Consider the following 13,322-nt stretch of genomic DNA (forward strand, 5'->3'; position numbering starts at 1 on the left):
ACACCGATTGCGAACGTATGTTTATTTTTTGCTAAATGTGCTAAAATTAAGACATTAATCAATCAATGATGGGAGTGCTTTTTTTGAGCCTAAAATTTGTCTATGGACCAGCGAGTACAAATCGACGAGCGGCTTTGGTTAGTCAGTTAGCACAACAAATGCAAGCTGATCCAGAAGGTCATTTTTTTTATATCGTACCCAATCATATTAAATTCAGTTCTGAAGTTGATATTTTAACCGCGCTAAAGCAACAACAAAATAGTGCGGATCCAATTTTTGCAGCTAGTCGCTTACAGGTTTTCTCGTTTACGCGTTTGGCGTGGTACTTTATGAAAAATACCCCCTATTATCAAATTCCGCGGATTGGAACGGCGGGCCTGAATATGTTGGTCTACCAAATTATGGCGGATTTAGGGGACCAGTTAACCATTTACCGTGGTGAATTGGCGCAACCTGGTTTTGTTGCGCAATTAGTCAGACAATTATTGGCTTTAAAGTCTGGTTGTGTGACGGCCAGTGATTTACAAGAAATTGCGACTCAATTAAGTGAAGAAACAGATCTAAGTGCTAAAACCCATGACTTAGCGTTGATCTATGAAAAGTTTGAGCAGACGTTACAGGGAAGCTATATTGAGAATACTGATTTGTTGAATGAGTTAAGCCAATATTTGGAACGTCAAGATTTAAGCCACACTTATTTCTACATTGAAGGTTTTACACAATTATCAGCACAAGAAAATCGCCTATTGTTAACGTTAATGCAAAAGGCAACGCAGCTGACGCTTAGTTTGACCTTAGATCAGCCTTATCGACAAAAAGCACCGGAAAAACAAAATCTCTTTTTTCAATCTGGCCAACTTTATCATCAGCTTTATCAGGTGGCACGGGGCTTGCGAGTGGCTGTGCTTAAGGATGAACTGGTGACGCAAACGCGGGTGGTGCCGGATTTAATTCATTTAGAGACTTATTGGCGGCGTTCCAATGCTGGTAGCAGTAAGCTGCAAGCAGAAGCGCTACAAAATACTAAAAGTATTCAAGTGATCCAGGCAGATACGCGGCAAACCGAAATTCGGCAAGTGGCCACACAAATTCGGCGAATGGTTGCGTTGCAGGGCTATCGTTATCAGGACTTTTTAGTATTGACACGCCATTTAGATGCTTATGAAACAATTTTAGCACCGACGTTTAAGGAATTTGATATTCCGGCTTTTGATGATTTACAGCATCATATGACTGACCATCCGTTAGTTGAATTGATCAATGCATTGTTTGCAGTAAAACAACATTATTATCGCTACCAAGATATGATGCGTCTATTAAAAACAGAATTATTAATCCCGCAAGTGGCGGGACAAACGATGACTAATCAAGCTTATCGTCAGGCGGTCGATCTCACCGAAAATATGGTGTTGAAGTATGGTTTTGCCGGTAAGCAATGGTTGCGAAAAGAGGATTGGCAATTCTATCGTTTTGAGGATCAGGATTTTGGTACTGAGTCAACTAAAGACAATGATAGCGCGGCGCAGGTCAATTTAATTCGCCGCTTTATTCGTGATACCTTGCCACCTTTCTTTAAAAAATTAGATCACGCGGCTGACGGTCAAGCGGCGGCACAGATCATCTATAATTTTTTGATTGAGCAGGGTGTGGTAACACAATTACAGGCTTGGCGGGAGCAGTCATTGGCCACCGGTGATTTGGTGCAAGCAGCTGAGCCGGAACAAACGTGGCAGATTTTTTGCACCATGTTGGACGAATATGTCACTATCTTAGGCGCGGTGCCATTCCAGGCGACTGATTTATTGGCATTATTACAGGTTGGTTTTGAAGGTGCTAGTTACTCCCAAATTCCGTCAACTCTGGATCAAGTTCTGATTTCTGAATCAGGTATGGTGCAAACTGCAATGCGTAAAGTTGTTTTTATGATTGGGAGTACTGATCAAGTGATGCCGGATCGAATCGTCAGTGACCATTTGTTATCCGACAATGATCAGGAACAACTAAAAGATTATCTAACTGACGGTGCGTACTTGGCAGATGACGCGGTTACCCAAATGGCTAACGAACCGTTCCTGAATTATACGGCTTTTCTTGCGGCGCGTGAGCAGTTAATTTTCACTTATCCAGTGAATGATGATAGCAACGTTTTGAAGCGGTCGCCGTATGTGGAACGTATTTTGCAGCATTTCAAACTTAAAGAGCAAGTGGGACAAACACGGCCGGAGATCACGGATAACAAAATTGCACCATTTGTCGGCTCTAAGCGTAGTACCCTAACCCATTTGATTCAAGTGAGCCGTGACGCTATGGCCCAGAAGACACAATTGCCAGCAATTTGGCTCTACGTTTATCGTTTATTGCGTAAAGACGGCGGCTATGGGGTACTGACTGAGTGTTTATTGGCCAGTCTGAATTACCGCAATGTGCCGCAAAAATTACGACCAGAGATCGTTGCGGCTTTATACGGTAAGACAATCAATACTTCAATTTCCAAGCTAGAAGAATTTTACCAAAATCAGTACGCTTATTTCCTGAAATACGGTTTGAAATTACAGGAACGCGATATTTTTGAATTGTCGCCTGCCAGCGCTGGTGAATTTTACCATATGGCTTTAGATCAATTATTGAAGCGAGTGCAGGCTCAAGGTCAGCAATTAACGGCGCTTTCTAATAGCGAAGTGGATCGCTTGATCGATAGTATTTTATTGGAGATGTCGACGTTACCGCAATTTCAAATTCTTGCCAGTTCCAGTCGAATGGCTTATTTAGCGCGGCAGTTGACAGCCACAATTAAACAAGTGGCTCATGCGTTGCAGCATCAAGGACAGCAAACTAAGATGACGCCATTACGCACCGAGGTTTTATTTGGTCATGTCGGCAGCGACGATGGCTTAGCACCATTGCAATTTAAGTTACCCCATGGTCGGCAAGTTAAGGTACGTGGAAAAATTGATCGAATTGATCAAATGGTACTTGGTGATACACACTATTTGGGCATTGTTGATTATAAGTCGGGCACACATGATTTTGATTTTCGTGATGCTTATTATGGCTTGGCGTTACAAATGTTAACGTATTTGGATGCCATGATGAAAAATTCAGCCACGCTGGCAGATGTGCCAACCGTACAAACGAAGCCAGCTGGTGCCTTATATTTACATTTACAAAATCCCAAACTAAAGTTAGCTGAAGTGCTGAGCAAAGGTTTTGATGATGCTTTATTGACCAAAAATAAATACCAAGGCTTCTTATTAAATGACGAACCGTTATTAGATAATTTAGATCATGAGTTGAATGAACGAACCGGCTATTCTAAAATCTATCCATTATATAAGGGCAAGGCCGGTTATTCGGTTAAAAGTAGTCAGTTAGTCACAGAGTCAGAATTAGCCCTTTTATTGGCTCACGATGAAGCGATGATCAAAGCGGCTGCGCTGGCGATTTTCTCGGGTGAGCTCGATTTAAATCCTGCTAAATGGCCAGATAATAGGACAGCACTACAATATTCACCATTTAAGCCGATCATGCAATTTGATGCGATGCTACCGGAAAATAATTATCATCAACTGAAAGCATTGGATCGTGCGGCGGTTTTGGCGATGCTTAAGGCTGAACAAGAAAGTAAAGGGGACAAATAATGAGTGCTAAGCAAACACACTTCACGACGAATCAGCAACATGCGATTGACGATGCAGGACGTAATATTTTAGTGTCAGCCTCCGCTGGTTCAGGTAAAACAACGGTCTTAGTTGAGCGTGTGATCCAAAAAATCTTACACAAAATTGATGTTGACAAATTACTGATCGTCACCTTTACTGAAGCGGCTGCTAGTGAAATGCGTGAGCGTATTCAAACTGCTTTACAGCAAGCCTTGATCAACAGTGATGAGCCACAGCAACGGCAATATCTAAGTCAACAACTTAGTCAATTACCAGTGGCTCACATTAGTACATTGCATGCCTTTTGTTTACAAATGATCCAGCGTTATTATTATGTGATCGATTTAGATCCAGTATTTCGCTTGTTAACTGATGATACGGAGACGGTGTTATTACGCGAGGATGTTTGGTCTGATTTACGGGAGCAGCTATACCAAGATCAACCAGCTTTTGCTCAACTAACGGCTAATTTTTCTAGTGATCGTAGTGATGACGGCTTAACTGATCTGGTGATGCGCTTGTATGACTTTGCTAATGCTAATCCTGAACCTGATCAATGGTTGGCACAGTTGGCGCAAGCTTATCATTTAACGACCACCGAGCCGACGAAAGGCCAGTTTTTTGAGCAACAATTGTTGGCTATTTTACAAGAAGAGTTAACACAAGCGCAGCAAGATCTAAAGAGTGGCCAAGCGGTTGCTGAGGAGCAACAGTTGGATAAGTTAGTGACTTGTTTAGATACTGATCAGCAGCAGGTTGCAGCTTTATTAGCGCAATTAAAAACGACTTCTTGGAATGAGTTACGCCAGCAATTTTTAGACTTTAAGTGGCAACGCGCACCATCACTAACAAAATTAGATGAGCTTGCCAAGGCGGCTAAAAATACCGCTATGGATTTTCGTAAGCAAGCTAAGACGCGCGTGGCCGCATTAGGCACGGATTACTTTGGCTTAACTGCCGAACAATTAGTCCATGTGATGGGTCAAGCTGAACAATTAGTTAAGCAATTAGTTGAAGTGGTTACAAGTTTTGGTCAGGCTTTTCGTGCCGAAAAGCAGCGCCGACATTTGCTGGATTTTAGTGATTTGGAACATTTTACCTTGGCTATTTTAACCGCGGACAACGCCAGTGGTGTGCAAACAAGGACTGCGCTGCAGCAGCAATTTAACGAAGTATTGGTTGATGAATATCAGGATACCAATCGCTTACAAGAAGAAATTTTAACCACTGTTGCTCAGGCTGAACCCGGGAACATGTTTATGGTGGGGGATGTTAAACAATCGATTTATGCGTTTCGGTTAGCTGATCCCAGCCTTTTCTTGCATAAGTATAACCAATTTGCACAGATGGATAATCCGAATCAGCGCATTATTTTAGCGGAGAATTTTCGCTCAGTCGCAAATATTGATGATTTTACTAATTTAGTTTTTAGCCAGTTAATGGATGAAACGGTTGGTGAGATGGTTTACGATGATAGTGCTAAATTAGTGGCGGGAGCTAAATACCCAGCTGATACTACTGTAACTGCAGAGCTGTTAGTTTATGAGGCTGATACGGCCACAACGGATGACGATACTGCTGCAGTACCTGAACAATTTATTTTAGATGATAAGGCGCAAGGACAGGCGGCTTTAGTTGGTCAACGCATTCAGGAATTAATGGCCACTGGGGAAATCTACGACCGTAAAAGTGGTGAAAAACGAAAAATTCGTTATCAGGATATTGCTTTATTAACGCCAACCCGCAAAAATAATTTGATCATTGTCGATTGGTTTAAGCGTTTAGGAATCCCGGTTGTTGTGACTGGTGCGCAAAGTTATTTTCAAACCACTGAAATTCAAATTATGATGGCCTTATTAAGTGTGGTCGATAATCCCTATCAAGATATTCCTTTAGTTAGTGTCCTGCGTTCACCAATTGTTGGTCTTGACGAAAATGAATTGGCGTTTTTGCGGATCAACCGGCGGACAGGTGACTATTATCAAGCTGTACTTGATTTTCAACAAAACTTTTTGCCAATTGCAGCGCCAGAGTTCCAACAAAAACTGTACGCTAAGGTCGACCGTTTTCTTGGTCAGCTAAATCAATTTCGTGAATTGGCACGTCAAAATCAGTTGGTGACGCTAATTTGGACTATTTACAACGAAACTGGTTTTCTGGATTATGTTGGTGGAATGCCAGCTGGTGCGCAGCGGCAAGCTAATTTACATGCGCTTTATGAACGCGCCCATACCTATGAAGCAAGCAGTTTCAAAGGCCTATTTCAGTTTGTTCGTTTTATCAAGCAAATGCAGGAGAAGGACAAAGATTTAGGTGAAGCACCGGCTAAAGCGATAACCGATGCCGTTTCAGTGATGACGATACATGGTAGCAAGGGATTAGAATTCCCAGTGGTTTTCTTAATGGACGCCACGCATCAATTTAACCAGGCTAATTCGCGGGGCCAGTATGTTTTGGATGATCGCTTCGGTATTGGCATTACCTACTTAGATCCGGAAAAGCGAATTGAAATTAATTTACCGCAGAAAAAGATTGCCCAAACGCTGACACAACGACGACAATCAGCTGAAGAAATGCGCTTATTGTATGTTGCGATCACGCGGACGGAGCAACAATTATTTGTCGTTGGCAGTTATCCAAATCGTGAAAAGGCGATTGCAACTTGGGAAAAGGCGTTTCAAAGTCAGCATTTAGTGTTAAATGCGAGTCTACGCAGTAGCGTTAATAATTTTATGGATTGGTTGGGAATGTGCTTGATTCGCCACCCGAAGTTTGAGCAACAATTATTGACGCAAACCAATCAATTTAAGGGCTTAGACAATGATAAAACGCAATTTAAGGTACGTTTCTATAGCGCCACTGACGTGTTACCAGCGGAAATGACAACAGCAGTGGATAAAACGAATTGGCCGGAGAAGTTTGCACTGGCGGCGCAGCAGGGTGATTTTACTAGCTTAAATGTGGACCAGCTTGATCAAGTTATCAATTTACGTTACCCATTTCAAGCCGCAACTGAAACCACTGCCTACCAAGCAGTTTCTGAAGTGAAACGATTATTTGATGATCCCACTAATAGTGAAATGAATGCCTTAATTGTTGATGCTGACGAAAAGACACAAGGCGTTCATCGATATGTGGCGCAAGACTTCGCAGTCCCACAATTTATGCAGACAACGACACAAGTACCACCAACTGCGGTCGGCACCGCAACCCATTTAGTGCTTCAGGAAATTGATTTACACACACCGCCAACTGCTGCTAGTATTACGGCATTGATCAAGCGTTTAGTGGCGAAGAATATTTTGACGAACACAGTCGCGGAAAAAATCAAAACCGCTAATATTCTACGGTTCTTTGACAGCGATTTAGGCCAACAGCTGTTAGCGCAGCCAGATCAACTCGTCCGGGAAGCACCGTTTTCACTTTTACTACCAGCAACTCAATTATTTACTGATTTTGCGGCTGAAGATCCAGCACAGATCCTAATTCATGGGATTATGGATGGCTATTTAGTTACACCAGAACAAGTGATTTTATTTGATTATAAAACGGACTACGTTCCACAAACTAACGCAGCGGCAAAAGTGCAACAGTTGAAACAGCGGTATGCCGGCCAGTTGAATTTGTACGCTGCGGCATTGTCCAGAATTCTACAGCGGCCAGTGACCCACAAATATCTTTATTTACTGGCGAGTGGCGATTTACTAGCTATTTAAGGGCGATAAAAAAGCAACTAACAGGAACTAGCGTCAAAAACTAGCGTGTTCCTAATTAGTTGCTTTTTAATTATGAATTTTTCTGTTGTAGGTTGATGCTGATCGTACCGATTGATTCTTTGTTACTTGGATTAGTGCCAATATATTCAACGGTGCTAGTCTCATCCTTTAGCGTTAAACTAACGACAGCAGTGACTGTTTTACCAGCGGGAACTGCGGTTTTAGCTTGCGTATTTTCAGTGGCATAATCAGTTTCGCTTTGTTGATAACTAGCCGCTGGGGCGCCTTCGGTTAATTTGGTGCCATCCTGCTGGAAATCGCCATATTGTTGTAAGATAGTTGCCGGTGTTAGAGCAGTTTTGCTCTTGTTTTGGAAGGTATACGTGAAGAGGATCACCTTACCACTACTATCGTCGCTGACAATTTGGATCTTACTGAATTTTAATTGGAAATCTTTAGTGTTTAATGTGTTACCTGAGGCGTAAGTATTGTTAGCAGCCTGATAAGCTAATACGTCCTTTAATGAGTCAGGTTCCTCACCATTAAAATATTTTTTCGCCAGTTGTTGTGCTTCGGTATTTAAATTCAGAAAACTTTTTGAGTAGCTACTATTATCAGCGTTTTGAATATTGCTTAGCAAGCTACTACTAGTTTTGCTGTAATGCAATAACGCTTTAGTTAATTTGGGTTGCGTACGGTTACGTTTTAAATCAGTATTGAGCTGGTCAATACTTTGCGTAGCGGTATCAAGTGCATCACTCAATTGGTTGCTAGCACTTTTTGATTGCTGATTAACTAGCGTGACTGGTTTCATGGTAGCATCAGTTAAAGCAACGTACTTACGCTGTAATTCATAGGTAGACATATTACGACTAGTACTAGAAGATTGTGCTGCATTGCCGTTACTCGATTCTTGTGAATGGCAACCAGCTAGTAATAATGTGGCACTTAATAAGGCCATTACCGTTAAACCAATTTTATGCATAAAAAATTCCCCCACAGATCATCTTTTAGTCCATTTTAGCATCTATTACTGATAGTTGGGGTAATTTTTTGCCTTTCGTGTGCTAAGCAGGTATTCTAAAATAGATAGGATCAATTGAGGTGATGAAAATGCAAGCATATAAAAAAGTTGGTTTGGTAGCGGCAACTGTTGGGACAGCCTTGTTGACAACGTCACTGATTGCTTATCCAAAAGCAGCTCAACAGCGGCAGCAGCGGGCTGATGTCATTATTGTGCCTGGTCACCCGGCTACCAGAACAGGGCAGGAGACGCCGGTATTGAAGTCGGTGCTGGATCAGGCGGTTAAGTTATATCGGCGCGGCTGGGCCTCATATATTTTAGTTTCTGGAGGTGCGATCCATACGCCGGCGGTTGAAGCTGACGTCATGGCGCAGGGCTTGATTCAGCGCGGCATTCCCCGTGCAGCAATCATTCGGGAACGGCACGCACGACATACCGGTGAAAATTTTGCTTTGGCGCAACCGTTATTAGCTGATTTACAGTTGACACGTGCGATTATCGTGACGGTACCTTGGCATATGCGCAAAGCTAGTTTTTATGCTCGTAAATATAGTATTCGGCATACGATCAGTGTAGCGCCGGCACCACGGCAAGTAACCGAATGGCAGCAGGCTAAGTACTATGCGACTACTTATGCAAAAATGCTGCTTCAAATACCGCTAGCTTATGAATTTAAAACTAAAAAATGAGCCGCAACCATTACTCGGTTTGCGGCTCTTTAAGCATTACTTTAAAATTGTAAGGTTAAATGTTGACGTCCCTTGGCAGTTAGGTGATTATCTTTAATCAGTCCCAGATTCTGTGCGCTGCGGTGAAGGCAAGCGCGGAAAGAGTTGTGTTGTAGGATAATTGGATTAAAAGTACGGTCATTGATGGCCTGCAGATGCTTTTGTAAGTCAGTTTTTTGCATTTTACCGTCGCTTCCTTTCTGCTATTTAGGCTTAGATTCAGTATAGCGAGAACAAGCCTAAATCGTCAAACAATATGCTAGTGGTGGGGATGCGTCATTGCGGCGAGATCGACCCAGCGGGCAAAATCAGCGGCACTAACAGCACCGGAAGCTAAAGCGGCTGCGCGTAACGTGAGTCCTTGTTGTTGTGCAGCTTGTGCAATTTTAGCGCTTTGTTCATAGCCAATGTGCGGTGTCAAAGCAGTGACCAACATTAGCGAGTTCTCGACTAGCTCTTGCATCCGCGGTGCATTGATCTGTAAACCTTGGACTAACTTTTCGGTAAATGACTGCATTGAAGAGGTTAGTAGGTCAGTCGATTCCAAGAATGTCGCGATGATGATTGGTTTGTATACATTCATTTCAAAATTACCTTGGCTGGCAGCAAAGTTGAGTGTTGTATCGTTGCCCATAACGCGTGCTACCACCATGGTTAGTGCTTCAACTTGGGTAGGATTGACCTTGCCGGGCATAATTGATGATCCCGGTTCATTGGCGGGGATCGTAAATTCTCCATAGCCGGCGCGTGGGCCACTAGCTAAGAAGCGAATATCATTACCTATTTTCAATAAATCACTAGCTAGTGTACGAAGACAGCCGTGAATTAGATTAAGGCCACTATGATGGGCTAAACCCTGAAACTTGTTTGGTGCGACGACAAAAGGAATTTCGTAAGTGGCAGCCAGTTTGGCGATGATTTTTTGGTCGAAGCCAACGGGTGCATTTAGGCCGGTACCAACTGCTGTGCCACCCAATGGTAATTCAAGCAGGGTGGGCATATTCTGTTCTAAATACTGCTGATCATGGCTCAAGGCACTGATCCAGCCACTAATTTCTTGACCGACCGTTAGTGGTGTAGCATCTTGTAAATGTGTGCGTCCGATTTTAACCACTTCAGCGAAATCTTTTTGTTTGTGCTGTAAGGCAGTGATCAGTTCTTGTAATATTGGTAAAAGTTGCTGGCAGGCCTGATAGGCAGCAATCATCATCGCTGCTGGGAAAGCGTCATTGGAACTTTGCGCGTGATTGACATCGTCATTAGGTGATAGTACCAGCTCAGACTGGAGTTGTGCGGCATAATGGACAATAACTTCATTAACGTTCATATTTGTTTGCGTGCCGCTGCCGGTTTGGTAGACGACCAAAGGAAAATCAGCGCGGTGATCAGCGCTTAATAATTGATCGACAGTCTTAGTAATTAACGTTGCTTTAGCCGCGCTAAGTTCGCCTAATTCAGCGTTGACCTGTGCCGCCGCTTTTTTGATTTGTAATAACGCAGTAATCACGGGATAAGGCATCAGCCCGCCAGTTTGAAAGTTCTGTCGACTACGTTCAGTTTGTGCACCCCATAAAGCTGTTTTTGGAACCTTGACGGGACCTAGAGAATCATGTTCAAGCCGAAAGTCACTCATAAATTTAGCCTCCATTATTGATGATAAATTCATGATGAACGCTTTGGTCGTTACCGTCAAGCTAAGTTGTATTTGAAAAGGTAAATTTGTAAATGTCCGCTAAGCTTTGCGGGAAAACCCTGCTGTTATTTGGCACCACGAATCGGTAAAATAGAAGTGAATCCATTCAAGTGAGGCCTCAGGCGATGTATGAAGAATTGAAGCAAAAAATTATTGCGGCGAGTCAGGATCTAGGTATTGATAAAATTGGTTTTACCACAGCGGCGCCCTTTACAGAGATGGCGGCAAGTTTAAAAGCACAAAAGGCGGCTGGTCATACTAGTGGTTTTGAACATCAGGTGTTGGCGGAACGGTTATACCCTGATCAAATATTCGAGCAACCGCAGTCAATTATTGCGATTGCGTTAGCTTATCCCAGTAAAATGCAACAAAAAGCACCCCGTGATCGAACCCAACGGCGTGGTAGCTTTGCCCGGGCGTCGTGGGGCGAGGATTATCACTTTATTTTACGCGATAAGATGCAACAATTAGTGGACTTTATTCAAGCTAGTGCCGATACACAGGTGCGGTTTAAACCAATGGTCGATACTGGTGAGTTAAGTGATGTTGCTGTGGCACAACGCGCCGGACTTGGTTTTATTGGGCGCAACGGGTTATTGATCACTGAAGAATTTGGCTCATTTGTTTATATTGGCGAGATTATTACTAATATTCCCTTTGCTCCGGATACACCAGTGGAAAATCAATGCGGTGCTTGTACCCGCTGTATTGACTATTGCCCGCCACAGGCACTGATGGGGGATGGACGGTTAAATGCGCAACGCTGTTTGTCCTATCAAACGCAGACTAAAGGGATGATGGCTGAAGAGTTTCGGCCGCAAATTCGTAGTGTGATCTATGGCTGTGATATTTGTCAGTTAGTGTGTCCTTTTAATCGGGGTAAGGATTTTCACCGGCACGCGCGGATGGAACCTGAGGTAGAAGAAGTAACGCCGGTGTTACAATCGATGTTGACCATTTCCAATAAGGAATTCAAGCAGCGTTTTGGTCGTTTAGCTGGTTCTTGGCGGGGTAAAAAACCACTACAACGCAATGCAATCATTGCTTTGGCCAACGTTAAGGATCGTAGCGCGGTACCACTTTTATTAGAAGTTATCGAAAATGATCCACGACCGGTGATTCAAGCAACGGCCATTTGGGCAGTGGCTGAGTTGGCACAGCATAATAAAGCGGCGTTACAATTGTTTTTCCAAGAGCAACAAGCAGTAAGCACGGATGAAGTTGTGCAACAAGCGTTAGCTACCGCTTTAAGCAAGCTACAAGCACAATTGGACTAAATAGTACTAAATGTAGTCAAGAAAGCACTTTTTTAGTTTGCTAAAATAGATAGTGGAAGCGGAAACACGCTAATTGAGTATCAGGGTGTTATTCTGAGGTTGAAATCATAGTGGGAGGGTATAAGGTGACGCAGAATGATAGTTATGCTTTTGCTCAAATCTCTACCGAGCAAGATGTTAATGATCGAGTCGCTAGCTTATTGGAGCAGACATTACAGCAACAAGCGCCAACCGCTACGTTGCAACGTTTGCCTTACCTCGATGATGATTATCTAACTGCGATTATGACCTATTATCAGCAAGCAGTTCAAACGATGACTGTAACGGGGCCACTGAAAATGCCGGTTACCGCGCGTTATGGTGTTTTAGCCGGTGGGAAAACGGTGGTTATCGATGTTCAAAGTCTGCTAGGACCACAACTAATTCCTGAAATTGCTCGCAGCCCATTGACCGCAACCAGCTTTGGTCTGGGTGAGTTAATGCGTAAAACACGGACAACCCAAACCACAGACTATATTTTTGTTAACTTGGTGAATATAACTAATGATATTGGTGTAGGTGCCTTGGAAGCATTAGGGGCCAAGCTGACCGATGATCAAGGCCGACCAATTCATGGTGGTGGTAAGATTGGTCGGCTGCAGCGGATCAATGTGGCGCCGTTAAGTAATTGGCAAGGATTACATTATCATTTCTATACCACTGAATCAGCACGCGGGCCGTTGTTAGGTGCAACCGGCATTACTTATAGGAATGTAGCGTTGACTGGTGCTAGTCCAGAAATTGCCCAAGTGCTGGAAGCACAGGTACAACAATTTAGTGATCAAGTGGTAGCCGCTAAGTTTACCGATTGTCGTACCACAGCAACGGCAGGTTTAGCTGGTGGTTTAGGCTATTGTTTCCAAACTTTTTTTAAGCAAGTATCGTTTACTGATATGGCCACAGCATTTATTCAGGATACGGCGAAAATGACTTTAGTTCAGCAGACAGCGTACTATTTTGTTAGTGCTCATAATACTAGTTATCGTAGATTATTAGCTCAGTTTAATAAGCAGGTGCTTGTTTTGACGGATACAGCTGAGATCACGCTGGGGGCTAATGAGGTTGTTTTAGCTAAATATCCCCGTGATATTAATAATCATAATCAAATAAAAGTTTTTACAGCAGCCTTAAAGCAGGCTTTACAGTTGATTTATTTCCGTCAAATTTAGAAGCGAGAGGTGTCGGT

Annotated in this window: 8 protein-coding genes; 5 read left to right on the top strand and 3 right to left on the bottom strand. The window is 43.1% G+C overall.

The features are described 5' to 3' along the window. The first annotated feature begins 83 nt into the window (after positions 1 to 83). Together EKM80_RS03095 and addA are read left to right on the top strand one after the other, a co-directional pair. The gene (locus EKM80_RS03095; protein WP_125551661.1) at positions 84 to 3,638 is read left to right on the top strand and encodes a PD-(D/E)XK nuclease family protein; all 3,555 of its coding nucleotides are present in this window, start codon (positions 84 to 86) and stop codon (positions 3,636 to 3,638) included. Then, positions 3,638 to 7,375, top strand: a complete 3,738-nt coding sequence (gene addA, locus EKM80_RS03100; protein ID WP_125551662.1) for a helicase-exonuclease AddAB subunit AddA — start codon at positions 3,638 to 3,640, stop codon at positions 7,373 to 7,375. The genes EKM80_RS03095 and addA overlap by 1 nt, the downstream gene beginning before the upstream one ends. A 70-nt stretch (positions 7,376 to 7,445) precedes the next feature. On the opposite strand, the gene EKM80_RS03105 is transcribed toward addA, so the two are convergent. After that, positions 7,446 to 8,360 carry a DUF5067 domain-containing protein gene (locus EKM80_RS03105; RefSeq protein ID WP_125551663.1) on the bottom strand — a complete coding sequence of 305 codons (915 nt, stop codon included), beginning with the start codon at positions 8,358 to 8,360 and terminating at the stop codon, positions 7,446 to 7,448. Between the two features lie 128 nt (positions 8,361 to 8,488). On the opposite strand from EKM80_RS03105, the gene EKM80_RS03110 reads away from it, so the two are divergent. Beyond that, positions 8,489 to 9,088 carry a YdcF family protein gene (locus EKM80_RS03110; protein WP_125551664.1) on the top strand — a complete coding sequence of 200 codons (600 nt, stop codon included), beginning with the start codon at positions 8,489 to 8,491 and terminating at the stop codon, positions 9,086 to 9,088. Between the two features lie 41 nt (positions 9,089 to 9,129). Here EKM80_RS03110 and EKM80_RS03115 read toward each other — a convergent pair whose 3' ends face one another. Further along, positions 9,130 to 9,309 (bottom strand): hypothetical protein, encoded by a 180-nt coding sequence (locus EKM80_RS03115; protein ID WP_125551665.1) that lies wholly within the window; start codon positions 9,307 to 9,309, stop codon positions 9,130 to 9,132. A gap of 77 nt (positions 9,310 to 9,386) precedes the next feature. Beyond that, positions 9,387 to 10,760: a class II fumarate hydratase gene (locus EKM80_RS03120; protein WP_125551666.1), complete on the bottom strand. Its 1,374-nt coding sequence runs from the start codon at positions 10,758 to 10,760 to the stop codon at positions 9,387 to 9,389. Between the two features lie 185 nt (positions 10,761 to 10,945). Here EKM80_RS03120 and queG point away from each other — a divergent pair, with 185 nt between their 5' ends. Together queG and EKM80_RS03130 are read left to right on the top strand one after the other, a co-directional pair. Then, a complete protein-coding gene (queG, locus tag EKM80_RS03125; protein ID WP_125551667.1) occupies positions 10,946 to 12,097 on the top strand; it encodes a tRNA epoxyqueuosine(34) reductase QueG in 1,152 nt (383 codons plus the stop codon). A gap of 125 nt (positions 12,098 to 12,222) precedes the next feature. Next, a complete protein-coding gene (locus EKM80_RS03130) occupies positions 12,223 to 13,305 on the top strand; it encodes a glycerate kinase (RefSeq protein WP_125551668.1) in 1,083 nt (360 codons plus the stop codon). The last annotated feature ends 17 nt before the right edge of the window (positions 13,306 to 13,322 follow it).

It is taken from the genome of Loigolactobacillus jiayinensis (assembly GCF_003946445.1).
Lineage (GTDB): Bacteria > Bacillota > Bacilli > Lactobacillales > Lactobacillaceae > Loigolactobacillus > Loigolactobacillus jiayinensis.